The sequence below is a fragment of the Ferrovibrio terrae genome (assembly GCF_943372915.1).
Classification (GTDB): Bacteria; Pseudomonadota; Alphaproteobacteria; order Ferrovibrionales; family Ferrovibrionaceae; genus Ferrovibrio; species Ferrovibrio terrae_A.
Window position 1 is genome coordinate 84,757 of record NZ_CALSAN010000012.1, and the last position, 24,453, is coordinate 109,209.

Consider the following 24,453-nt stretch of genomic DNA (forward strand, 5'->3'; position numbering starts at 1 on the left):
TTTCCAGCTTCTGCCTAAAATTCGGACCAACCGGCCGGCTTGGAGGCAACTCTTGGCCGCTCTGGTCGTTTTCACTGGACAGCGGCGCGGCATGTCGATTGCATCGCAAGGCAATAAGTTCCGCCGAGAGAGCGCATGAGCATCCAGGTCGCCCTGCATCACCGTACCACCTATCGCTACGACAAGCTGATCAGCCTGGGTCCGCAGGTGGTCCGGCTGCGTCCGGCGCCGCATTGCCGCACGCCGATCATCAGCTATTCGCTGAAAATCTCGCCCAAGGACCATTTCATCAACTGGCAGCAGGACCCGCAGGGCAACTATCTCGCCCGCCTGGTCTTCCCCGAGCGCACCGATCATTTCGAGGTGGTGGTGGATCTGGTCGCCGATATGGCGGTGATCAATCCCTTCGACTTCTTCCTCGAGCCGGCGGCCGAGACATATCCCTTCGAGTATGATCCCGACCTGAAGGAAGACCTGGCGCCGTTCCAGCGCGCCGATCCGCCGGGCAAGCTGCTCAGCGCTTGGCTCGCCACGGTGCCGCGCAAGGCCGATCGCACGGTCGATTTCCTGGTCGGTCTCAACCAGCGGCTTTCCAGCGAGATCAAATATCTGATCCGGCTGGAGCCCGGCGTGCAGACCGCCGAGCAGACCCTGCAGCTGAAAAGCGGCTCCTGCCGCGATACCTCCTGGCTGCTGGTGCAGGCTTTGCGCCATCTCGGTTTCGCCACGCGCTTTGTTTCGGGCTATCTCATTCAGCTGGTCGCCGATGTGAAGGCGCTCGATGGTCCCTCGGGGCCGACGGCCGATTTCACCGATCTGCATGCCTGGGTCGAGGTCTACTTGCCCGGCGCCGGCTGGATCGGCCTGGACCCGACATCGGGCCTGATGGCGGGTGAGGGGCATATTCCGCTCGCGGCCACGCCCGAGCCGCAATCGGCCGCCGCGATCAGCGGCGCGATCGAGAAGGCCGAGGTCGATTTTTCCTACGACATGAAGGTGACGCGCTTCCACGAAACGCCGCGCGTCACCAAGCCGATTGCCGATGCTGACTGGGAAAAGATGCTCAAGCTTGGCGATGTGGTCGATACGCGTCTCGCCAAGGGCGATGTGCGGCTGACCATGGGTGGCGAACCCACCTTCGTTTCCATCGACGACATGGAAGGCGCCGAATGGAACACCGCGGCGCTGGGGCCGAACAAGCGCACGCTGGCCGGCAAGCTGATCCGCCGCCTGGCCGACCGTTTCGCGCCCGGTCATCTGCTGCATTACGGCCAGGGCAAATGGTATCCGGGCGAACAGCTGCCGCGCTGGGCGCTCAGCTGCCACTGGCGCAAGGATGGCGAGCCGGTGTGGCGCGAGCGCGCGCTGCTGGCGGCCGATGAAGATGCCGGTGACGGTGCCAATGTGTCGGATGCCGATATCTTCACGGCTGCGCTGGCCGAACGGCTCCAGCTCGATCCCGGCTATCGCATCCCGGGCTTCGAGGATCTTTGGTACTACATGTGGCGCGAACGCCGCCTGCCGGTGAATGTCGACCCCTTCCAGTCGCATCTGAAGGAGCCCGAGGAACGCGCCCGCCTGGCCCGCATCTTCGAGCAGGGGCTCGACAAGGTGGTCGGCTACGCCCTGCCGCTGACGCGTGAACCCACCACCAATGGCGCCAAGCGCTGGCGGTCCGGCGCCTGGTTCTTCCGGCCGCAGACCATGTATCTGCTGCCCGGCGATTCACCGATGGGCCTGCGCCTGCCGCTGGACGCGCTGCCCTGGGTGACGGCGAAGGACTATCCCTACCAGCATGTGCCCGACACCATGCAGGACCGGCCGCCGCTGCCGCCGCATGAAGTGTTCCGCCAGGCCAACAAGGTTGTCGCCGACCGCATGCAGGCCTGGGCGCAGGCGCGCAACTATGCGGCCGCCACCGCGCCGCGCGACCAGACGCCGGTGCCGAAGAACCAGCAGTCCGATCCGTCCGTGGTGCGCACCGCCATGTGCATCGAGCCGCGCGGCGGCCTGCTGCATGTCTTCATGCCGCCGCTGGAACAGGCGGAAGACTATCTTGATCTGGTCACCGCGATTGAAGACACCGCCGCAGTGCTGAACAAGAAGGTGGTGATCGAGGGCTATCTGCCGCCGCGCGATTCCCGCCTGCTGCATTTCAGCGTCACGCCAGATCCCGGCGTGATCGAGGTGAATATCCATCCGTCCTCCGGCTGGCGCGAGCTGGCCGAGAAGACAACCATCCTCTACGAGGAAGCGCGCCAGACCCGGCTCGGCACCGAGAAATTCATGCTCGATGGCCGCCATGTCGGCACCGGCGGCGGCAATCACGTTGTCATGGGTGCGGCGACGCCGCCCGACAGTCCCTTCCTGCGCCGGCCGGATCTGTTGCGCAGCCTGGTCGGCTACTGGCAGAACCATCCTTCGCTGTCCTATCTGTTCTCCGGCCTCTTTATCGGCCCGACCTCGCAGCATCCGCGCGTTGATGAAGGCCGCGACGATGCACTGGTCAACCTGCAGATCGCGTTTGACCAGGTCGAACAGAATCCCAATCCGGCGCTGTGGCTGGTCGACCGCATCTTCCGCAACGTGCTGGTCGATATCACCGGCAATACCCATCGCACCGAATTCTGCATCGACAAGCTCTATTCGCCCGATGGCCCGACTGGCCGGCTTGGACTTGTCGAGCTGCGTGCTTTCGAGATGCCGCCCGATGTGCGCATGAGTCTGGCGCAGCAGTTGTTGCTGCGCGGCCTGTTGTCGTCCTTCTGGGATAATCCCTATACGCGCAAGCCGGTGCGCTGGGGCACCCGCCTGCATGACGAATTCCTGCTGCCGCATTTCTGCCTGCAGGATTTCAACGACGTGCTGGACGATCTCAAGCAGCAGGGCCTTGGCTTCGATCCGAACTGGTTCGCCGCCCATGCCGAGTTCCGCTTCCCCAAGATCGGCGAGATGGCGGCGCGCGGCATCGAGGTGGAGCTGCGTCATGCGCTAGAGCCTTGGCATGTGCTGGGCGAAGAAGCCACCGCCGGCGGCACCGTGCGCTATGTCGACAGCTCGGTCGAGCGCATGCAGGTGAAGGTGAAGGGCCTGGTCGATGGCCGGCATGTGGTGGCCTGCAACGGCCGCGCCGTGCCGATGCGCGCCACCGGCGTGCCGGGCGAATATGTCGCCGGCATCCGCTACAAGGCCTGGGGGCCGCCGAGTGCCATGCATCCCAGCATCGGTGTGCATACCCCGCTGGTGCTGGATCTGTTCGACCGCTGGACCGGCCGCTCGCTCGGCGGGAGCACATACCATGTGGCGCATCCTGGCGGACGCAACTACGACACTTTCCCGGTCAATGCCAACGAGGCCGAGGCACGCCGCCGTGCCCGCTTTTTCGCCATGGGGCATACACCGGGCAGCATGCCGGTTCCGGCCGCGCCGGTTGCTGGCGAACAGCCGCTTACCCTCGACCTGCGAACCGGTTAAACTTCCGGTCCGATTCGGACACGAAGGGCAAACCCTGTGAATTCGCCCCTGCAGGCCACGGTTTCTGCCGCGATGTCTTCTTCGGCTGCGCAACCTGCCCCTGCGCCGGCCGCCAGCCGTCTGCCCAATGGCATCCCGGCCGACGCCTATGACGAGATGGTCACCGGCCAGGGCCTGATCCGCGGCCACTGGCAGCCGCTGCTCGCCACCTTGAGCGAACTCGGGCCCGCCGGCCTGGCCGAACGCGCCGAGCGCGGCCGCCAGTATCTCGAAGACGAAGGCGTCACCTACAATCTCTATGAACTGCCCGATGGCACCGGGGGCGCGATCGCGCCGCCGCTGCCCGAACAGCGGCCCTGGCGACTCGATCCGGTGCCGGTGCTGCTCTCGGCCGAGGAATGGTCTGGTATCGAGGCCGGCCTGATCCAGCGCGCGCATCTGCTCGATGCGCTGCTTCGTGATCTCTACGGGCCGATGACGCTGCTGCAGGAACAGCGCGTGCCGCCAGCGCTGGTCTATGGCCATCGCGATTTTCTGCGCGCCGCACGCCGTACCGATGGCCAACCCCAGGGCCGCATGCTGCAGCATTATGCCGCGGAGCTGGTGCGCGGCCCCGATGGCATCTGGCGCGTGATCGCCGACCGTAGTCAGGCGCCGGCCGGGGCCGGCTATGCGCTGCAGAACCGCCGCGTGATGTCGCGCCTGCTCGGCCAGGCCCTGCGGCAGTGCCGGGTGCGGCCGCTGAATGCCTATTTCGAATACTGGCAGGCCGATCTGGGCAATCGCGCGCCGAAGCTGCAAAGCGGTGTGCAGCCCGACAATCCGCGCGTCGTGCTGCTGACCCCGGGCCCGTATAACGAAGCCTATTTCGAGCATATCTATCTGGCGCGCGAACTGGGCGCCACATTGGTGGAAGGCGCCGACCTCACCATGCGCGAGGGCCGCATCTTCCTGAAGACGCTGGCCGGGCTGGAACCGGTCGATGTCATCATGCGGCGGCTGGATGGCGAATGGTGCGATCCGCTGGAGCTGCGTGCCGACTCCACGCTTGGCGTCGTCGGCCTGATGCAGGCGGTGCGCGATGGCCAGGTGTCGGTCTCCAATGCCATCGGCAGCGGCCTGGCCGGCGCGCCGGCCCTGCATGCCTTCCTGCCGAAACTGTCGCAGCGCCTGCTGGGCCAGGACCTCTCCATGCCTTCCATCGCCACCTGGTGGTGCGGTCAGTCTTATGCGCTGAAGGAAGTGGAAAACAATTTCGACAAGATGGTGGTGCGCGGTGCCTATGGCCTGAACGACCAGCCCATCGTGGTCGCCAGCCTGCCGGATGCCGAGAAGGTCAGCCTGCTGGCCCAGATCAAGGCACATCCGGCCGATTACGTGGCGCAGGAACGCATCATCCCCTCGGTCTCGCCGGGTCTGGGCGAGAACGGCCTGGAACCGCAACCGATCCTGCTGCGCGTGCAGGTGGTCGCCGATGGCGACGACTATGTGGTGATGCCGGGCGGTCTGGCGCGGGTGCCGGCGCATAACGATCCCTTCGGGGCCACGCTGCAGCGCGGCGGCGTCAACAAGGATGTCTGGGTCGTTGCCAAGGACCAGTCGCCCACCGTGATCCGCGGCAGCAGCACGCGCCAGCGCCTGGCGCTGCGGCGGTCTTCCGGCACGCTGCAGAGCCGCGTCGCCGACGATCTGTTCTGGCTCGGCCGCAGCGTCGAGCGGCTGGATGACGGCGCGCGGCTTTTGCGTGCAGTTCTTTCTCGCCTGGTTGGCGAATTCGCCTCGGCTCGCGACATGGTCGAGATGGCCGTGCTGGCGCGCGCGCTCGCCCGTTGCGGCATCCTCGATCAGCGCGCCGCCGCGGCGCCGCCGGATTCGGCATTGTTCGCCGGCTCGATCACGCGCGTCTGCGGCTCCGGCCAGCTGCTGGGGCAGACACTGGATGGCATCGAACGGCTGGCGGCGGTGTCGCGCCATCGTTTCTCGGCCGATATGTGGCGCATGTTCAACCATCTGCTGGGTGAGCTGCGCCAGAGCCGGCCGACGGCCAATGGCGATGCCGATGCGATGCTGGAATTCTGCGACCAGATGATCCGTGCCACGGCAGCGATTGCCGGCATGCTGTCGGAGCATATGACGCGCGGCTCGGGCTGGCGCTTCATCGATTTCGGCCGCCGGCTCGAACGAGCCATTTTCATCACCCGCAGCGTCTCGGCCGCCACCACGGTGCTGGGCGCCAGCAGCGACAGTGCCTTCCGCATTGCGCTGGAGGTCAGCGATTCCACGCTCACCTACCGCCGGCGCTACCGCGCCTCGCTGCAGGCCTCGGCGGTTTTCGACCTGCTGCTGCTCGATGCCAGCAATCCCCATGCGCTGGCCTTCCAGCTGCATGCGATGGCCCAGCATCTCGATGCGATGCCCAATTCCGAAGCGCCGCCGCGCGGCAGCGACTGCCTCGCGCTCGCCCGGCCCTTCACCGACCTGGTGGCGCTGTTTGACCGCGACGAGATCAGCCGCGAAGAAATGGTGCAGCTCGCCGCCCGCCTGCGCGGCAGCCTGGATGCCGCTGGCGATGCGCTGATGGATGTGTCAGACCAGCTGTCGCGCACCTATTTCAGCCATGTGCAGGTCGCGCGCTCCTTCGGTTTCGGGTCTTAAAGATGCGCTACCGCCTGCGTCACACCACGTCTTACAGCTATTCCTGGGCGGTCGATATCTCGCACCATATGCTGCATCTGGCGTTGCCCAACCTGCCGCGCCAGCGCGTCAAGACCTGCACGGTCAGCACCAGCCCATCGGCCGGTCGCATGTCGGAACAGCAGGATCATTTCGGCAATCGTGTCGCCTATCTCACGCTGGGCGAATCGCATACCCGTTTCGATGTCGAGCTGCGCGCCGAGGTCGAGGTCGATCCGGTGCAGGCGCCGGATGCAGACAGCACGCCGTCCTGGGAAAGCGTGCGCGACATGCTGGCGGGCGACGGCTTCCCCGTGCCGGTGGCCGAGAGCGAATTCGTACATGACTCGCCGATGGCAATGCCAAGCGACGAGGTGCTGCAATACGGGCTTGCCAGTTTCACGCCCGGCCGCCCGGTGCTGGCGGCGGCGCGTGACTTGACGGCGCGCATCTTCAAGGATTTCCGCTACGATCCGGCTGCAACCGAAATCTTCACCCCGGTGGCCGTGGTGATGCAGAAGCGCGCCGGCGTCTGCCAGGATTTCGCCCATCTGGAAATCGCCATGCTGCGCGGCCTGGGGCTCGCTGCGCGCTATGTCTCTGGCTATATCCGCACGCTGCGTGCCACGGATGCACCGGGTAGCGGCCTGCGTGGCGCCGATGCCAGCCATGCCTGGATCAGCGTCTGGTGCGGACCCGATCACGGTTGGATCGATCTCGATCCCACCAACAACCTGATCTGCTCGGACGAGCATGTCACCGCCGCCATCGGCCGCGATTACGGCGATATCAGCCCGGTGCGCGGCGTGGTGCTGGGCGGCGGGCCGCATCGCATCGGCGTCGCGGTCGAACTGCTGCCGCTGCTGTAGTCAAGCTGGTCGGGCGCCGACGGCGCACCATATCCTCTGCGGGCGAGATACGTTTTCTGGAGGACGGATGCCGAGCCATTTACCCTACACGGCGCGCACCAAGACCGGCGATGTCTTCGAGATCAGCTTCCCGCTGCATCGCGAAACGGGCTCACCGGTGCGGGTGTCGCAGTTGCTGACGGCGCTGCTCGAAACCCTGGACCGTGAGATCGGCTTGCTGGGCGAAACCAGCAATGGCGATGTGCTGCAGGCCCTCGCCATGGCCACCGCGATCCGCACGGCCATGATCCATGCCCCGGGGCCGGTCACCGCGCGGCTCGCCGCCGATCTGCTCGCCACCGCCCAGTCCGCCATGGAGCGGGCGGAACGCCACAGTCCGCAGGCCGGTCATGCCTGATCGCGCACCGATCGTCATCATTGGTGCAACCGGTGGAGTGGGTTCGGCCTTGGCGCGCCGGCTGCATGCCGGCGGATATCCGCTGCATCTGATCGCCCGCGATACCGACCGGCTCTCGGCCCTCGCCGGCGAACTCGCCGCCGGGCAGGCTGTCGCCGATGTGCTCGATGAAGCCGGCCTCGCCGCCGCGATCACGGCGGCCGGGCCCGCCATTGCCGGGCTCGCCTATTGTGTCGGTTCGATCGATCTGGCACCGCTGCGCGCGGTCACTTCGGCGACCATGCTGCAGGCGTTCCGGCTCAATACACTGGGGGCCGCGCTGTCCGTTCAGGCAGCGCAGGCGGCGCTCAAGCAGGCCGGCGGCAGCGTCGTCCTGTTTTCTTCAGTGGCTGTCGCCCAGGGCTTTGCCAATCATGCGGTGATCTCGGCCGCGAAAGGCGGCGTCGAGGCGCTCGCCGTGGCGTTGGCCGCCGAACTCGCTCCCGATATCCGCGTCAATGTCGTGGCACCCAGCCTGACTCGCACCCCACTGGCAGCCAAGCTTACCGGCAATGATGCGATGGCGAAGGCGATTGCCGCGCTGCACGCGATCCCGCGTCTGGGTGAAGCAGATGATATTGCTGCCGTTACCGCTTTTCTGCTGTCACCGGATGCTGGCTGGGTCACCGGCCAGGTGATCGGTGTCGATGGCGGGCGGTCACGCCTGCGCACCAAGGGGTGATGCCATGATGCGCCGATCGCACCAGATTCCCCGCATTGCTCTCCTATTGGGAGCTGCCGGCGCATTGCCTTTCCTGCTGCTGGCCGCGGCCACCGTGCTGGCGCCGCCGCCCTACAGCTTCACCGCTGAACTCCTGCTCACCGGGTATGGAATCGCCATCCTCAGCTTCATGGGCGGCGTGCATTGGGGCCTGGCGATGCGCGACGGGCGCGCGGCGCAATACGGCGTCAGCGTGCTGGCTGCGCTCTATGCCTGGCCGGCGCTGCTGCTTGGCACGGCCGGCGGCTGGCTCTATCTCTCCGCCGGCTTCGTGCTGCTGCTCGGTTTCGATGCCTGGATTCAGCGGCAGGACTGGACGACCGCATGGTATCTGCGCCTGCGCCTGCCGCTCAGCCTGGCCGCTATCGGCAGCCTCGGGTTGGCGGCGCTGCTGCGCTAGGCCGGTTCCTGCAGCAGGCTGACATGGGCGCTGACCACGCGCCAGCCCTCGGGTGTGCGGATCCAGGTCTGGCTCTGGCGCCCGGTCTTGGTGGAGTTGGCGCGTTTGAATTCGGTATTCGCGGTGGCGAAGTCGCGGCCATAGGTGGTGATGCGGGTGTTGTAGATCTCGCGCTCCAGGCCCACTGAGGGCCGGCCGGCGCGAAAGGCCATGATCTCGTCGTAGCTGTGCAGGTTTTCGGTCACGCCATAGCGCATGGTCAGCGGGCTGTTATGGAACAGTTCATCCAGCACGGCGACATCATTGCTGGTCAGCGCCTTTTCATAACGCATGAACACGGCGGTCACTTCGGCCACCACTTCGGGAATGTTGATATCCATGAAATCCTCTACACAGCTTTCGATGCAGCAATGCCAACAGACTCAAGCCGGCGTGCCACGCGCAGCGCCAGCTCTTCCTTCCACGGCGCGGCAATGATCTGCACGCCGATCGGCAGCTTGCCGGCGCGGTCCGCATAGGGCGCCGCCACCACCGGCAGGCCAATCGCCGAGATCGGCTGGGTGAACAGCCCGAGATTGGCGCGCACCGGCATTTCCACGCCATTCAGCGTCATCATCACCTGGCCCAACTTGGGCGCCACCCGCGGCGTCGCCGGCGCCAGGATGATATCGACCTCTCTGAACAGTTCGGCCACGCGCGCCTGATACCAGCGGCGGAAGCGATGCGCCTGCACCAGCCAGTCGCTCGGCAGCATCAGGCCGGCGAGGAAGCGGTCGCGCACGGCGGGATCGAAATCATTGGCCCGCGTCTTCAGGCGTTCGCGGTGCAGATTCGCGCCTTCCACAGTGGTGATCACATAGGCCGCCGCGCGCCCGCGCCCGGCTTCGGGAATGGTGACGCGCCGGTCGGTGTTCAGCGCTCTGGCAAAGGCGGCCACTGCCTCATGCACCTCCGCATCGCCCTGGTCGGCGAAATAGCCATCGGCCACGGCAATGCGCAGGCCGTCGATACCGGCGTCGATCTTTGCGGTCACCGGCTCGCTCAGTTTCTGCGCGCACCAGGCGTCATTCTCGTCCGGCCCCTGCATGGCATCGTAGCTCAGCGCCAGATCCGCCACCGAACGCGCCATCGGCCCCAGATGGTCGAGATCGGCCACGAAGGGGAAGCTGCCATGGCGGCTCAGGCGCCCGAAGGTCGGCTTCAGGCCGAACAGGCCGCAGAGCGAGGAGGGCACGCGGATCGAGCCGTTGGTATCCGATCCCAGCGCCAGCGGCACCATGCCGGCCGCCACCGCGGTGCCCGAACCACCCGACGAGCCGCCCGACATGCAGGTCGGGTCATGCGGATTGCGCGACGGACCGTAATGCACATTCTCGCCGGTGAAGTCATAAGCGTATTCGCCCATGTTCAGCGCGCCGACCAGCACGGCGCCGGCGGCCTCCAGCCGCTGCACCAGCGCTGCATCGGCTTTCGCCGGCGCATGGTCGCGGTTGATCTTCGATCCGGCCAGGGTGGCGAGGCCGGCCACATCGAACAGGTTCTTGACCGCGAAAGGCACACCAGCCAGCGGCCCGAGCGGCTTGCCCTCGTCGCGCGCCTGATCGATGGCGGCCGCGCGCGCCCGCGCGCGTTCAGAGGTCACGGCCGTGAAGGCATTCAGCGTCGGGTTGGTGGATTCGATCCGCGCCAGCGAAACCCGCAGCGCCTCGGTGGCGGATATCTTGCCGTCACGCACGGCCGCGGCGATCTCGAACGCCTTGCTCTGGAAATCGATCATCGGGTCGGGCTTATGGCTTGAAAACCGAGGCCGGTTCGACCTCGTCGGGCAGCGGGAAATTCAGCACGGCCTGGGCGATCTGGCGCGAGCGGACCAGGTTGTCCAGCACGGCGGGGCGCCATGCTGGATCGATGCTCAGATTCATGGCCGCCGCGGTGGCATCCAGAAAGGCCTCGGCGTCGAATTCCTTGCTCATGCAACATCCTCGATCAGCGATACGGCAGCGGTCTTGCCGTCAGTATCCGACACCGGGAAATGACAGGCAACCGAGTGGCCGGCGGAATGCTCCAGGCCGACACCATGCAGCAGCGGCATCGACTCGGTGCAGGCCTCCTGGCCCTTGGGGCAGCGGCCGTAAAACCGGCAGACCTTGGGCGAGGGGTCGATCGGGCTGCGCGGTTCGCCGCTGATGCGCAGGCGCGGCACCGGCGGCGCGCCGCTGCCCTTGACCTGGTCGAAATGCGGAATCGCCGACAGCAGCGCCTTGGTATAGGGATGCGCCGGGTTGCGGAACACCTCCTCGGCCGGGCCGGTCTCGACGATGCGGCCCAGATACATCACCATCACGCGGTCGCAGAGCAGGCGCACCACATTCAGGTCGTGGCTGACGAACAGATAGCTCATGCCGAGCCGCTTTTTCAGGTCTTCCAGCAGCTGCAGGATCACCACCTGCACGGAAACGTCCAGCGCTGCGGTCGGCTCGTCCAGGATCAGCAGGTCGGGTTCCACGGCGATGGCGCGTGCGATGCCGACACGGGCTTTCTGGCCGCCCGACAGCTGGTGCGGGAAACGGCCCAGCAGTTCCAGCGGCAGGCCGCACATGGTCGCCAGTTCTTCCACGCGCAGCTTGAGGTCGGCGCGCGGCAAAGGCTTCAGGCGCTGGATCGGATCGGCGATGGCGGCAAAGGCGGTGAAGCGCGGGTTGAGGCTGTCGCCAGCATCCTGGAACACCATCTGGATGCGCGGCCGGTAGGGACTCCTGCCGAAACCCTTCGCCGGCAGATGACCGATCTCCTCGCCATCCAGCCGGATGCTGCCATCGGTGAGGTCGAGCAGGCGGGTCAGCAGGCGCACCAGGGTCGACTTGCCGCAGCCGCTCTCGCCCACCAGGCCCAGCACTTCGCCCTTGCCGATGGTGAAGGTGACGTCATCCACCGCATGCAGCTTGGCCACCGGCCGGTCGGCACCGCGGGCCTTGGCGAACAGGCCGGGTGTCTTGCCCACGGTGAACTGCTTGTGCAGCGATTGCGCATCCAGCAGGGGTTTTTCGAAAAACTCGCTCATAGCGGATTCCAGCAGGCCACCATGCTGCCTTTCTGTTCGCCCAGCACATAGGGCAGCGCCTGGTCGCAGCGACTCTGGCGGCGTTCACAGCGCGCGCTGTAGCGGCAGGGCGGGATTTCGGCGGCGCGCAGGTCGGGCAGGTTGCCCGGGATCGCGGCCAGGTCCATCAGGCTGGCGGTCGGCTTCGGCGTCGCCGCGATCAGCTTGGCGGTGTAGGGATGGCGCGGATGCGCGAACAGCTCGGCCGTCGGCGCCATCTCGACGATATGGCCGGCATGCATCACCACGATCTGGTCGCAGTATTCCGCCGCCATGCCGAGATCGTGGGTGATCAGCAGCGTCGACATGCCCTGCTCGGCGCCCAGTTCGGCGATCAGGTCCATGATCGCCGCCTGGGTGGTGACGTCCAGGCCAGTGGTCGGTTCGTCGGCGATCAGCAGCTTCGGCGCGCAGCTGAGCGCAATGGCGATCATGATGCGCTGGCACATGCCGCCCGACAGCTCGAAGGGATAGGCTTTCGCACGGCGCTCGGGATCGGGGATGCGCACGCGGGTCAGCATCTCGATGGCGCGCTTCGGCGCCTCGCGGCGGGTGACATTGCCATGCTGCAGCAGCACATCGGCGATCTGGTCGCCGACGCGGCGGATCGGATTCAATGCTACGCGCGGATTCTGGAAGATCATCGACATCTCGCGGCCGCGGATATCGCGCATCACGGCCTCCGGTGCCTGCAGCACATCCAGCCCGCCGAAGCTGGCGGTGCCCTGGCTGACCCGTCCGGCGGCATCGAGGATGCCCATCACCGTAAAGGCCGTCACCGACTTGCCCGAGCCGGACTCACCCACGATGGCGACCATCTCGCCCTTGTTGACGCTGAAGCTGACCTGCTCCAGCGCCTTGACGATGCCGCCGCGGGTGCGGAATTCGACGCTGAGATTGTCGACGGCGAGGACGGGGACGGCACTCATGTGCGCCTCCGGGGGTCGACGATATCGCGCAACCCGTCGCCCAGCAGGTTGAAGCAGAATACCGCCGTCATCAGCGCCAGGCCGGGAAACAGCGCTACCCACCATTCGCCCGAGATCATGTAGGCGGCACCCTCGGCCACCAGGATGCCCCATTCCGGCGTCGGTGGCGCGATGCCCAGGCCGATGAAGGACAGGCCGGCGGCATTGAGGATGGCATAGCCCATGGTGAGCGAGCACTGCACCATCAGGATCGGCATAATATTGGGCAGGATCTGCAAGAGAAGAATCCGGCCCTCGCCATTGCCCGACAGCCGCGCGGCCTCCACGAAGCCGGCATTGCGGCGGATATTGGCCTCGGCGCGGGCGACGCGGGCATAGAGCGGCGTGTTGATGATGGCGGTGGCCAGCACGATGTTGCCCACCGTGTTGCCTAATGCTGCCACGATGCCCATGGCCAGCACGAACAGCGGGAAGGCCATGATGGTATCGGCCAGCCGGCCCACCACGCGATCGACCCAGCCGCCGAAAAAGCCGGCCGCAATGCCGGCCAGCGCGCCGATGGCAAAGGTCAGCACCACCGAGAAGAAGGCGATGCCGAGATCGAGCCGGGTGGCCACCAGCACGCGGCTGAAAATGTCGCGGCCCAGCGCGTCGGTGCCGAACCAGTGCTGCGCCGATGGCGGCTTCAGCGTCGCCGCGCCATTGGTGGCCAGCGGGTCATAGGGTGCCAGATACGGCCCGAACAGCGCGCAGAACAGGATGAAGCCGAACAGCGAGAAGGCAAACAGCGTGACCGGATTCTCGGTCAGCACATATCGGATATGCTTCAGCGTCTCGCTCATGATTCAAACCCGACGCGCGGATCGATCACGATATAGAGGATGTCGATGGCGAGGTTGAGCGCCACATAGAGCAGCGCCATGGTCAGCACGAAGCCCTGGATCGGCGCATAGTCCGACGAGATCAGCGCCTCGATGGCGAAGGTGCCGATGCCGGGCCAGGAGAACACCTTCTCGACCAGCACATTGGCGCCGAGCAGGAAGGAGAACACCATGCCCAGCGTGGTCACCACCGGCAGCATGGCATTGCGGAAGGCATAGGCGTAGACGATCTTGCCCTTCGGCAGGCCGGACGCCCGCGCGGTGCGGATGAAATCGCTGCCCAGCACCTCCAGCATGGCGGCGCGGGTCATGCGCGCCAGCGGTGCCAGGGTGAAGATCGCCAGCGCCGTCACCGGCAGCAGCAGCTGGGCGCAGGCGGCGCGGAACACCTCGCCATTGCCTTCCAGCAGCGCGTCGATGGTGTAAAGCCCGGTCACCGATGTCGGTGCGGAATAGAAGATGTCGAGGCGGCCGAGCGGGGCGGGCGCCCAGCCGAGCCGGTAATACAGCACATAGACCAGCAACAGCCCGGTGAAGAAGGCCGGCAGCGAGACGCCGGCGGTGGTCATCACGCGGCACAGATGGTCGATCCACGATCCCGGCCGCGTGGCGGCCAGCACGCCCAGCGGCACGGCGATCAGCACCGAGACCAGCAGGCCGTAGAGCGTGAGTTCGAGCGAGGCGGGGAGGCGCGTGCGGATCTCGGTCAGCACCGGCTGGCCGGTGGCAATCGAATTGCCGAGATTGCCCTGGCTGAGATCTTTCAGATAGACGACGAACTGTTCGGGCAGGGTCTTGTCCAGCCCGAGCGCGCGGCGCACCTCCTCGATGGCCTGCGGCGTCGCGGCGGGTCCGGCGAAGAAGGCGGCCGGATCGCCGGGCAGGGCGCGGGTCAGCAGGAAGGTGACGATAAGCACGCCGATCACGCTGGGCAGTGCACCCACCAGGCGTTTTCCGATCAGCCGCAGCATCGCCGCCCTCCTGCCGTCTTCCCCCCGGCCTTACAGCTTCTCGATCTGGCGGAAATCGAGCTGGCGATGGAACCAGTAGGTGTAGCCCTTGATGTTCTTCTGCATGCCGACATCGAGGATCTGCTGGTACAGCGGGATGCGCGGCGCCTCGTCCATCGCCATCTTGATGAAGCCCATCACCTGCTGCTGGTACTTGGCCGGATCGGTCTCATAGCGCGAGGCATCGATCAGGGCATCCATCTTGGCATCCTTGTAGGCCATGGTGTTGAACACCGCATTCTGGCCGTGATAGCCCCAGAAGAAGTAATAGTCGGGGAAGTTCAGCCAGCCGCCGAAGCTGGCGATATGGATCGGCCGGTTCTTCTGCAGCATGGCGTTGCGGAAGTTGGCGCCCGGAATCTTCTCGATGGTGGCCTTGATGCCGATCTTGCCCAGCGCCTCCTGCAGCAGCACGGCTTCCGGCTCGGACGCGGTGGCATCGCCCAGGTCGATCGAGATGGTGGTCTCGAAGCCGTCGGGATAGCCCGCCTCGGTCAGCAGCTGCTTGGCCTTGGCGAGATCGGTCTTGTAGGGGAAGGGCTGCGGCCAGCTGGCATCCTTCGGCGCATCGGCCGGGCCCATCGCCATCGGAATGCCGCGGCCATAGATCGCCGACTTGTAGATCTGCTCATAGGGCACCACATGGGCGACGGCCTGGCGCACCTTCACATTGTCGAAGGGCTTCTGCGTCGTCACCATGCCGATGTATTTCAGCGAATTCTCGATCGGCACGCCGACCACCAGGTATTTGCCCGAGCCCTTCTCGGCGAGGATTTCGGCGGCATCCTTCTGCGGCATGTCGACCGAGATATCGGCATCGCCGCGTTCCATCAGGGCGCGGCGGTTACCCGATGACGGCACCTCGCGGATGATCACGCGCTTGATCTTGGGCAGCGGGCCGCCCTTCCAGTCGTCATTGCGGTTGAAGGTGATTTCCTGGCCCGGCGTCCACTTGTCCAGCTTGTAGGCGCCGCCGGCGGCGGAGTTGGTCTTCATCCACTCCATCGCCCAGGGATCTTTCTCGGTGGCATTCTTCTTCGCCAGCGTCGAATTGAAGATCGCCGGCACCACCACGGCCATGTCAGGCAGCGACAGCTTGTCTTTCTTCGGTAGGTCGACGCGGAAGGTGTAATCGTCCACTGCCACGAACTGTTCCGGCTTGGTCAGGCTGCCGGCCGCCATCTGGAAGGTGGGGAAGCCGCCGACCGACACCGCGCGGTCGTAAGACCATTTCACATCCTTCGCCGTCACCGGCGTGCCGTCATGGAATTTCGCATCCTTGCGCAGCTTGAAGGTGATCGAGGCGCCATCGGGCGCGACGCTGTAGCTCTCGGCCAGCTCGGGTTCGATCTTGCTGTAGTCATAGGTCATGGTGCCATCGGGCAGCGCCTTGCGCCCAAAGGTCACCAGGCGGTCGTACATGTTCCAGGCCGCCACATAGGAGCGGAAGCTGGTGCCGACGCCATGGATGTCGAGGCTGTTGGGGCCATTCTCCACCAGCACCAGCAGGGTTTCCTGCCGCGACTGCGCGAGGGCGGGTGTGGTGGCAAAGGCCGCCACGGCGATCATCGCCGATGAAGCGAACAGGAAAACGCGACGATGCATGGATAGCTGCGACATGGTTTTAGGGCCCCCGATCTGCGTTGTGCTTTGCATACACGGTGCAACGCGCGTGCCATGGCCGCGCCACGGGGCGGTGCTTTGCGGTAATCGCCTGATCGGCCTGAGCGAATCCGCTGACTGAGGAAATTTTCAGCGCGTATGCACCGACGCGAGTCGACGGCAAATATGATTAAATAATATGCATATGCACCATGCAGCGATTAATTTTACGACACGGCTATTCTATAATTAGGTATGTTTTCTAGTATCTTAGTCGAATAAACCAGCGGTATGGTGATTGCATACACGTTGAGGAAAGCCCATCCGGAAAGCCCGTCTGAACAGAGGCGGGCCAGGGAAAACCGGGCCAAGGAAACCTGAGCATGACACCCGCTGCTGTCCCCACTGCCGCCGCCGTCCGCATCGGCCCGCTCCATCTCAGCGCCCTGCGCGAGGCCTATGGCCAGGGCCAGCGCACGCCGTCGGCGGTGATCACCGCGATCTACGATGCCATCGCGGCCAATGGTGAGGATGGTGTGTGGATCGCGCTCACTCCGCGCGACGCGGCGCTCAAGCGCGCCGCCGAACTGGAAGCCGGCGGCTACAATGCAACGCTGCCGCTCTGGGGTGTGCCCTTTGCGGTGAAGGACAATATCGACGTGGCCGGCCTGCCCACCACGGCGGCCTGTCCGGCCTTTTCCAACATGCCATCGGTGTCTGCCACTGTGGTCGACAGGCTGCTGGCCGCCGGCGCCATCCTGATTGGCAAGACCAACCTGGATCAGTTCGCCACCGGCCTGGTCGGTGTGCGCAGTCCCTATGGCGTGGCGCGCAATCCCTTCAACGCCGACTATATCCCCGGCGGCTCCAGTTCCGGTTCGGCCGTCGCCGTCTCCAGCGGCCTGGTCAGCTTCGCGCTCGGCACCGATACGGCGGGCTCGGGCCGCGTGCCGGCAGGCTTCAACAATATCGTCGGCCTGAAACCCAGCATCGGGCTGATCAGTGGCACCGGCATGGTACCGGCCTGCCGCAGCATCGATTGCATCTCGGTTTTCGCGCTCACCGTGCCCGACAGCATGGCGGTGCTGGATGCGGCCGCAGCGCTCGACACCAGCGATGGCTACAGCCGCGCCGCGCCGGCGGGCTGGCGCAGCGTGGTGCCGGCGAAGCCGGCGGCCTTCCGCTTCGGCCTGCCGCAGAAGGCGCAGCGCAAATTCTTCGGCAATGCGGAGGCCGAAAAGCTGTTCGATGTCGCCATCGCCAAACTGCAGGCGATGGGCGGCACGGCGGTCGAGATCGACTATGCGCCCTTTGCCGAGGCCGCCGGTTTTCTCTACCAGCCGGCCGGCACTGCAGAACGCACGGCGGCGACGGCGGTGTTCATGGAGCATCACGCCGATGCGATGCATCCGGTAACGCGCGCCATCGTGGAAAAGGGCCATGAGGCCAGCGGTGCCGATGTGCATCGCCTGCATTACCGCCTGCAGGCCTTGCGCCAGCAGACCGCGAAAGTCTGGGACGATCTCGACTGCCTGGTGGTGCCCACCAGCGGCACGATCTATCGCATCGACGAGCTTGCCGCCGATCCGATCGCGCTGAACAGCAATCTCGGCGTCTATACCAACTTCGTGAACTATTTCGATCTCGCAGCGTTCGCTGTGCCTAACGGCTTCCAGCCCAATGGTCTGCCGGCCGGCATCACGCTGATCGCGCCGCGGTTTCATGAACCGGTGCTGGCCGCCATCGGGCATGCCTTCCACCAGCAGACGGGTCTTTCGCTCGGCGCCACCGGCGCGGCCCAGCCGGCGGCAAAGCTGGCCGATGCGCCGTCGTACCCATGGATCACGGTGGCGGTGTTCGGCGCCCATATGTCGGGCGAGCCGCTCAATCCCCAGCTGCTGGCACTTGGCGGCCGCCTGATCGGACCCTGCCGCACCGCGCCGCACTACCGGCTCTACCGGCTGAAGGAAAAGACGCTGCTGCGGCCCGGCCTGGTCCGCGTCGGCAGCCATGCCGGGGTCAGCATCGGGGCTGAACTCTGGGCCCTGCCGCCGGCCGGTTTCGGTGTGATGACGGCGGCGATTCCGGGTCCGCTCGGCATCGGCAGCGTGACGCTGGAAGACGGCAGCAGCGTGAAGGGCTTCCTCTGCGAAGCCATCGCGATTGGCGATGCGGAAGACATTTCCGCCTATGGCGACTGGCGGGCCTATCGCCGCGCCGTGGCGGCCTGAGCGCGCAGCCCTCCGAATATGGCGCAGTCGAGGGCTGCCTTGCTGCTGGGCAGGCATCGTGACCATCGCCCGCCTCTTGGGCATTCCACAGGCCTGAACTGCGCTAAAACGCCCCAAACCGGCCTGAAATCGCTGGCATGAAATCTGCTTTGTCAGGATCAGCATCCGGTGCCGAGGCGCATCGGGCTGCGATTACCCCGGCTGCTGGGCTTCGGTTCGGCCCCGGGTGGCGAGACGGACACTTGCGCCGGCCTGCGGAAACCCCGCATGCCGGCGTTTTTTTGCCCCGCCTGAACGGGGCCAGTTCCCAGGCCCGTTCACGGGATTGTCGCTATTGTCGGCATGGCGCCGGGGCCGGGGCACGGCTAGGCTGCATACGGTTCATAACCGTACAAACAGATCACGTACCGTTGCTGGGGAAACCATCCGATGAAGCTCTATTTCTCGCCGACCTCGCCCTATGTCCGCAAGGTCACCGTGCTGGCGCTTGAAACCGGCCTCGATGCCAAGATCGAACGCCTGCCGTCGCCCACCACGCCGATTGACCAGAATGCCGACGTCGCCAAGGCCAATCCGGTCGCCAAGGTGCCCACGCTGGTCACCGACGATGGCCTGCATCTCTTCGACAGCCGGGTGATCTGCGAATATCTCGACGGTCTGCACGACAAGGCGAAGTTCTTCCCCGCCGCCGGCAAGGCGCGCTGGACCGCCCTGCGCGAACAGGCGCTGGGTGACGGCCTGCTCGATGCCGCCCTGCTCGCGCGCTACGAAGGGTTTCTGCGGCCGGAGGACAAACGCTGGCCAGCTTGGTCGGAAGGCCAGATGAAGAAGGTGCATGGTGCGCTCGCCGAGATCGAGCTGCTCGCGCCTTCGTTGGGCGACCGCGTCGATATCGGCACCGTCACGCTGGCCTGTGCGCTCGGCTACATGGACTTCCGCTATGCCGGCATCGAGTGGCGCAAGCAGTATCCGAAGGCGGCGGCCTTTGCCGACCGCATGTTCGCCCGGCCGTCCTTCCAGGCCACAGTGCCGGCCTGAGGCACGGGAGTCAGAGCATGAGCGATGCGGTGACGCAGCAGCCCTGGCTGGTCGACCGCCGCATCGCGCATCTGCTGCGGACCTGGCGGCTGCGGCGGCCCGCCGCCGACCGCCTGCCATCGCGTGCCAGCATTGATCCGCTCGATCTGGGCGCCGATCTGCTGCCCTATATTGCGCTGGTCGATGTCACCCATGGCGGCACGCGCTTCCGTTTCCGCCTGGTCGGCAGCGGGCTGATCGAGCATGCCGGACTCGATCTCAGCGGCAGCTATATCGACGAGCTCAATCCCAACCGCGATTACGTCGAATACATCAACCATCTGTACCGGTTGGCCTGCGACAGCCGCCTGCCGGTCTATTCCGAAACGCGTTATCGCGCCGCCAGCGGCCGCATTGGCCTGACCCGGCGGCTGCTTTGCCCGCTCGCCGATGACGGTGTCACCATCGACCGCTTCGTCGCCGCCCAGGTGTTCGAAACCGACCAGAGCAGCGGCGATGCGCCCACCTATACCCATGCCGCCAGCTTCATGCCCGGCATCGCCAAGGCAGTGGCGGATTCCGACTAGGCGGCTGCCAGCAGGCGCTTGCGATCCTCCACCACGCGGTCGGCCAGCTTGCCGGCCAGTTCCTGCAGATGGTCGAATTTCGCGCTGAAGCCGCCGACGCCCAGGGTCATCGAGCGCAGCTCGATGGCCAGGTCGTGCATCTCGGCTTCGGGCAGATAGCACTCGATCTCGTCCCAGCCCGGCCAGTCGGCGCGCGCGCTGATGCCCAGGATCTGGCCGCGTCGTGACGACACGATGGCATGCACCTTTGCGGTATATTCGGTCGGCACCGTGAAGGTGACGGCCTGGATCGGCTCCAGCAGCACCGGCCCGCATTTGCTCAGGCCCTCGCTCATCGCCAGCCCGCCGCAGGTGCGGAAGGCCTGGTCCGATGAATCCACCGAGTGATACTGCCCGTCGGTCAGCGTCACGCTCACATCCACCACCGGGAAACCCAGCGGCCCGCGCACCAGCGAATCCTGCACGCCCTCATCCACCGCGGGGATGAAGTTTTTCGGAATCGCGCCGCCGACCACGCGGTTGACGAAGTGATAGCCGCCGCCGCGCGGCTGCGGTGCGATCTCCACCTTGATATCGGCGAACTGGCCATGGCCGCCAGACTGCCGCTTGAAACGGGCATGCTGGTGGGTGCCGTGGCGGATGGTTTCCTTGTAGGCCGTCTGCGGCGCGCTGCTATGCACGCCGACATTGAAGCGGTTCTGCAGCTTGTCGATGCTGAGCTTGAGGTGAATCTCGCCCTGGCCTTTCAGCCGCAGCTCGCCGCCGCCCTGTTCCACCACCAGGCTCGGGTCTTCCTCCTGCAGCTTGTGCAGCGCGGTGGTCAGCTTCACCTCGTCCTTGCGGTCGGTCGGGTGCAGCGCCACGGCATGCACCGGTGCCGCCGCCACCGGCCAGTCGGCAATCGGCCGGCCATGGCCGCTGCCGTTCAGATACTGGCCGGTGTTGATCTCGTCCAGCCGGCTCAGGCCGACGATATCGCCGGGCCCGGCCTGCGCGGCCTTTTCCGACTGCCCACCCATCAGGCGATAGAGTCCGCCCAGGCGCTTGCCGCCCAGCTGCGCATTCTCCGCCACACTGCCGCGCCACAATCGCGCCAGGCTCAGCTTGCCGGTATGGGCCTGGTGCAAGGTCTTGAACACCGTGGCGCCGAGATCGCCGCCATCCGCGTCGACATCCAGCCGCAACGCGGTCTCGTCATGATGTGGCGCTTCGTGGCGCAGCGCCTTCCACAGCCGCAGCACGCCATTGCCATGGTCGGCCGACCCGAAAAACACCGGCACGATCAGATCTTCGGCCAGGTCCTTGCTCAGGCGGCTGTAGATGTCCTTCGGTGCCGGCACGCGATCTTCCAGCAGCTGTTCCAGCAGCGCATCGTCGAAATCGGCGATGGTCTCCAATAATTGTTGCCGGGCTTCGGTTTCGCGCGGGCGCACGCTGTCGGGCATCTCGATCAGGTCGGATGCAGTGTTGTCGCGCCAGCGATAGGCGCGTTCCGATACCAGGTCGACATAGCCGGTGATCGCCGCATCGCCATCGCGGATCGGCACCTCGCGCAGCACCAGCGGTTTGCTCGACACCTGCTGCAGGGCGGCCAGCAGGTCGCGCATGCGGATGCTGGTCTTGTCCAGCTTGTTGACGAACAGCACATGCGGAATGCGGCGCTCATCCAGGAAGCGCAGCAGCGGCGCCAGCGTCACTGCGCGCGCCGGATCGGGTTCGGCCACCACGATGGCGATATCGGCCACCATCAGCGCGCTCAGACTTTCCTGCGCCAGCTCCACCGAGCCGGGGCAGTCGAGGAAGATCCAGGGATCGTCGAGGAATGTGCAATGCGCCAGATTGGGCTCGATGGTCATCTGCCGGCTGCGCGCTTCCGGCGCCGCATCGCCGACCGAGGTGCCGGCGGGCACCGAACCCTTGCGCGGAATCGCACCGGCGACAAACAGCAGGGCTTCCAGCAGGGTGGTCTTGCCGGCCGTATATGGGCCGACGATGGCAGCGACCCTGGGCGAAGTTTTAGAGGTGTTGGGCATGGTCGGTCTCCTCTGTTGCGGCACGGGAATGCAGCAAGCCTGGCGGCGGATGGGACCGGTTCTGCTGCCGGTCTCAGACGGACGGAACAGCGTTTAACCCTGCCGGAAGGATTCCACAGAACCTGGCCCGGCGATAGCGGATTCGCGGCGGGCCTTGGCCGGGGTCTTGTTATTTTAGGAATCGCTAATATATGTGTGAAAACGGCGACAGGCCGGCCCCATGGCCCGTTGCACAGGAGTTATCATGAGCGATCAGCTTCTTATCCCATGCCCGCAGTGCAGCACCGTGAACCGGGTGGCGTCCGCGCGTCGCGCCGATGGCGGCAAATGCGGAAAATGCGGCCAGCCGCTGTTCACCGGCCGGCCGGTGACGCTGACGGCGGCGAATTTCGACCGCCATGCGGCGGCGGCGGGCCTGCCGCTGCTGGTGGATTTCTGGGCCGCCTGGTGCGGACCCTGCCGCATGATGGCGCCGGTGATCGACCAGGCCGCCGCGGCTTTCGAGCCGCATCTGCGCGTGGGCAAGCTCGACACCGAAGCCGAGCAGGGGCTGGCGGCGCGCTTCAATATCCGCTCGATCCCGACGCTCGCGCTGTTCCGCGACGGGCGCGAGGTGGCCCGCATTGCCGGCGCCATGCCGCTGGCGCAGTTGCAGCGCTGGGTCGAACAGAGTCTGGCTGCGGGCCCGTAAGACCATGGCGAGTCGCAAGGAATCTGTGTTTCCCGCCGCGGTTTCATACTAAAGTCGAAGCCCTGATTCGGCGGGGGGACGTACCGGGGGGTGCGCTTCGCCGTGCAGTGCCCAAGGGGCAGACGGGGAGCCACACTCATGCTTGAGCGCTATTTCAAACTGGCCGAACACGGCACCACGGTGAAGACCGAGGTGCTGGCCGGGTTCACCACCTTCCTCACCATGGCCTATATCGTCTTCGTCAATCCGGCGATCCTGTCGAAGGCCGGCATTGATCCGGGCGCGGCCTTTGTCGCCACCTGCCTGGCCGCCGCCATCGGTACCGCGATCATGGGGCTCTATGCCAACTATCCGGTGGCGCTGGCGCCGGGCATGGGGCTCAACGCCTATTTCGCCTTCGGTGTGGTGCTCGGCATGGGGCATACCTGGCAGGTGGCGCTGGGTGCCGTATTCCTGTCGGGCGTGATCTTCCTGATCATTTCGGTGCTGCCGATCCGCGAAGCGATCATCAATTCGATTCCGCATTCGCAGAAACTGGCCATCGGTGCCGGCATCGGCCTGTTCCTCGGCCTGATCGGGCTGAAGGAAGCCGGCCTCGTGGTCGATCATCCGGCCACGCTGGTCGCCCTGGGCAAGGTGGCGGCGCCCACCGTGCTGATGGCCATTCTCGGCTTCCTGCTGATCGCCATCCTGGATTTCCGCAAGCTGCCCGGCGCCATCATGATCGGCATCCTGGTGGTCACCGTGCTCGGCATCGCGCTCGGCCTGTCGAAGTTTGGCGGCATCGTCTCGACGCCGCCCAGCCTGGCGCCCACCTTCATGCAGATGGACGTCAAGGGTGCGCTGTCACTCGGCCTGCTGGCGATTGTCTTCGCCTTCCTGATGGTCGATCTGTTCGACACCGCCGGCACGCTGGTGGCAGTGGCGCCACGCGCGGGCCTGATGGATGCGGATGGCAAACTGAAACGGCTGGGCAAGGCGCTGGTGGCTGATTCCACTGCCACCATTGCCGGCGCCGCGCTCGGCACCTCCACCACCACCAGCTATATCGAGTCCGCGGCCGGCATCCGTGTCGGCGGCCGCACCGGCCTCACCGCCGTGGTGGTGGCGCTGCTGTTCCTGCTGGCCCTGTTCTTCTCGCCGCTGGCTGGTTCGATCCCGCCCTTCGCCACTGCGCCGGCGCTGGTTTTTGTCGCCTGCGTGATGGCCAGCGGTCTGGCCAAGATCGACTGGGAGGATGTCACCGAATTCGCCCCGGCGATGATCACCGCGGTGATGATGCCCTTCACCTTCTCGATCACCAACGGCATCGGCCTCGGCCTGATTTCCTATGTGATCATCAAGGCCGGCACCGGCCGGGTGAAGGATATCCATCCGATCACCGCGGCGATTGCACTGGCCTTCGTGCTGAAATTCGCCTTCACCTGAGCGGACGGCGAGTCTGAAACAGCCGGGCGGCGGGGCAACCTGCCGCCCGTTTTGTTTAAGCGCGTTTGATTATGCCAGCAGGTCGGCGCTCTCGGGATGGCGCCGCATCCAGGCGGCAGCATAGCTGCACAGCGGCACCAGCTTTTCATTCTGCCTGCGTGCCAGCTCCACGATGCCCTGCATCAGCCGGCCGGCGGCGCCGCTGCCGCGCAAATTCACCGGCGCTTCCACATGCAGGATGCTGACCACGCCGTCGTGGCGGCGATAGCGCGCAAACACGATCTGGCCGTCTATGGCCATCTCATACTGCTGACGCTCGGTGTTATCGGTGACGATCTCGCTCATGCCCTTAATCTGGGAAAGACGGGCGC

At 65.8% G+C, this 24,453-nt stretch carries 21 protein-coding genes; 11 read left to right on the forward strand and 10 right to left on the reverse strand.

Going from position 1 to position 24,453, the window contains the following annotated elements:
* Positions 1–135: 135 nt before the first annotated feature.
* The 6 genes from AAG821_RS10570 (at position 136) to AAG821_RS10595 (ending at position 8,573) form a co-directional block, all read left to right on the forward strand.
* Positions 136–3,474, forward strand: coding sequence for a transglutaminase family protein (locus AAG821_RS10570; RefSeq protein ID WP_341911236.1), 3,339 nt, complete (start codon positions 136–138; stop codon positions 3,472–3,474).
* Positions 3,475–3,510: 36 nt separating this feature from the next.
* Entirely contained in the window at positions 3,511–6,129 is a 2,619-nt protein-coding gene (locus AAG821_RS10575) for a circularly permuted type 2 ATP-grasp protein (protein ID WP_341911234.1), read from the forward strand.
* 2 nt (positions 6,130–6,131) lie between these two features.
* A complete protein-coding gene (locus AAG821_RS10580; RefSeq protein ID WP_341911232.1) occupies positions 6,132–7,016 on the forward strand; it encodes a transglutaminase family protein in 885 nt (294 codons plus the stop codon).
* Positions 7,017–7,083: 67 nt separating this feature from the next.
* Positions 7,084–7,413, forward strand: coding sequence for a hypothetical protein (locus AAG821_RS10585; RefSeq protein WP_341911231.1), 330 nt, complete (start codon positions 7,084–7,086; stop codon positions 7,411–7,413).
* Entirely contained in the window at positions 7,406–8,134 is a 729-nt protein-coding gene (locus AAG821_RS10590; RefSeq protein ID WP_341911228.1) for an SDR family oxidoreductase, read from the forward strand. The genes AAG821_RS10585 and AAG821_RS10590 overlap by 8 nt, the downstream gene beginning before the upstream one ends.
* A 4-nt stretch (positions 8,135–8,138) precedes the next feature.
* Positions 8,139–8,573: a DUF3429 domain-containing protein gene (locus tag AAG821_RS10595; RefSeq protein ID WP_341911227.1), complete on the forward strand. Its 435-nt coding sequence runs from the start codon at positions 8,139–8,141 to the stop codon at positions 8,571–8,573.
* Here the strand turns inward: AAG821_RS10595 and hpxZ are convergent.
* From hpxZ to AAG821_RS10635, 8 genes are read right to left on the reverse strand one after another with little or no spacing between them, the layout of a single operon-like run.
* The gene (gene hpxZ / locus AAG821_RS10600; protein WP_341911225.1) at positions 8,570–8,953 is read right to left on the reverse strand and encodes an oxalurate catabolism protein HpxZ; all 384 of its coding nucleotides are present in this window, start codon (positions 8,951–8,953) and stop codon (positions 8,570–8,572) included. The two genes, AAG821_RS10595 and hpxZ, sit on opposite strands and share 4 nt — an antisense overlap.
* Before the next feature lie 8 nt (positions 8,954–8,961).
* Complete coding sequence (locus tag AAG821_RS10605; RefSeq protein WP_341911223.1) at positions 8,962–10,350, reverse strand: AtzE family amidohydrolase; 1,389 nt, start codon at positions 10,348–10,350, stop codon at positions 8,962–8,964.
* 10 nt (positions 10,351–10,360) lie between these two features.
* The gene (locus AAG821_RS10610; protein ID WP_341911221.1) at positions 10,361–10,546 is read right to left on the reverse strand and encodes a DUF4089 domain-containing protein; all 186 of its coding nucleotides are present in this window, start codon (positions 10,544–10,546) and stop codon (positions 10,361–10,363) included.
* Complete coding sequence (locus AAG821_RS10615) at positions 10,543–11,634, reverse strand: ABC transporter ATP-binding protein (RefSeq protein WP_341911219.1); 1,092 nt, start codon at positions 11,632–11,634, stop codon at positions 10,543–10,545. The genes AAG821_RS10610 and AAG821_RS10615 overlap by 4 nt, the downstream gene beginning before the upstream one ends.
* Positions 11,631–12,602, reverse strand: a complete 972-nt coding sequence (locus AAG821_RS10620) for an ABC transporter ATP-binding protein (protein WP_341911217.1) — start codon at positions 12,600–12,602, stop codon at positions 11,631–11,633. Before AAG821_RS10620 ends, AAG821_RS10615 begins: the two co-directional genes overlap by 4 nt.
* A complete protein-coding gene (locus AAG821_RS10625; protein WP_341911215.1) occupies positions 12,599–13,444 on the reverse strand; it encodes an ABC transporter permease in 846 nt (281 codons plus the stop codon). The genes AAG821_RS10620 and AAG821_RS10625 overlap by 4 nt, the downstream gene beginning before the upstream one ends.
* Positions 13,441–14,454: an ABC transporter permease gene (locus AAG821_RS10630; protein WP_341911213.1), complete on the reverse strand. Its 1,014-nt coding sequence runs from the start codon at positions 14,452–14,454 to the stop codon at positions 13,441–13,443. Before AAG821_RS10630 ends, AAG821_RS10625 begins: the two co-directional genes overlap by 4 nt.
* Positions 14,455–14,484: 30 nt before the next feature.
* Positions 14,485–16,098, reverse strand: coding sequence for an ABC transporter substrate-binding protein (locus tag AAG821_RS10635; protein WP_341911211.1), 1,614 nt, complete (start codon positions 16,096–16,098; stop codon positions 14,485–14,487).
* A 380-nt stretch (positions 16,099–16,478) separates the two neighbouring features.
* Here AAG821_RS10635 and atzF point away from each other — a divergent pair, with 380 nt between their 5' ends.
* The 3 genes from atzF to AAG821_RS10650 all read left to right on the forward strand — a co-directional run bounded on the left by atzF (position 16,479) and on the right by AAG821_RS10650 (position 19,930).
* Positions 16,479–18,326: an allophanate hydrolase gene (atzF, locus tag AAG821_RS10640; RefSeq protein WP_341911209.1), complete on the forward strand. Its 1,848-nt coding sequence runs from the start codon at positions 16,479–16,481 to the stop codon at positions 18,324–18,326.
* A 429-nt stretch (positions 18,327–18,755) separates the two neighbouring features.
* Positions 18,756–19,364, forward strand: a complete 609-nt coding sequence (locus tag AAG821_RS10645) for a glutathione S-transferase (protein WP_341911207.1) — start codon at positions 18,756–18,758, stop codon at positions 19,362–19,364.
* A 17-nt stretch (positions 19,365–19,381) separates the two neighbouring features.
* Positions 19,382–19,930, forward strand: coding sequence for a PAS domain-containing protein (locus AAG821_RS10650; RefSeq protein ID WP_341911205.1), 549 nt, complete (start codon positions 19,382–19,384; stop codon positions 19,928–19,930).
* Here the strand turns inward: AAG821_RS10650 and AAG821_RS10655 are convergent.
* Entirely contained in the window at positions 19,927–21,963 is a 2,037-nt protein-coding gene (locus tag AAG821_RS10655; protein WP_341911203.1) for an elongation factor G, read from the reverse strand. The genes AAG821_RS10650 and AAG821_RS10655 overlap by 4 nt on opposite strands.
* Before the next feature lie 244 nt (positions 21,964–22,207).
* Between AAG821_RS10655 and trxC the strand changes: the two genes are divergently transcribed.
* Entirely contained in the window at positions 22,208–22,654 is a 447-nt protein-coding gene (gene trxC, locus AAG821_RS10660; protein ID WP_341911201.1) for a thioredoxin TrxC, read from the forward strand.
* Positions 22,655–22,792: 138 nt separating this feature from the next.
* Positions 22,793–24,082 (forward strand): NCS2 family permease, encoded by a 1,290-nt coding sequence (locus tag AAG821_RS10665; protein WP_341911199.1) that lies wholly within the window; start codon positions 22,793–22,795, stop codon positions 24,080–24,082.
* A 69-nt stretch (positions 24,083–24,151) separates the two neighbouring features.
* On the opposite strand, the gene AAG821_RS10670 is transcribed toward AAG821_RS10665, so the two are convergent.
* On the reverse strand, positions 24,152–24,427 hold the full coding sequence (locus AAG821_RS10670) for a GNAT family N-acetyltransferase (RefSeq protein WP_341911197.1): 276 nt from the start codon (positions 24,425–24,427) through the stop codon (positions 24,152–24,154).
* Positions 24,428–24,453 lie beyond the last annotated feature (26 nt).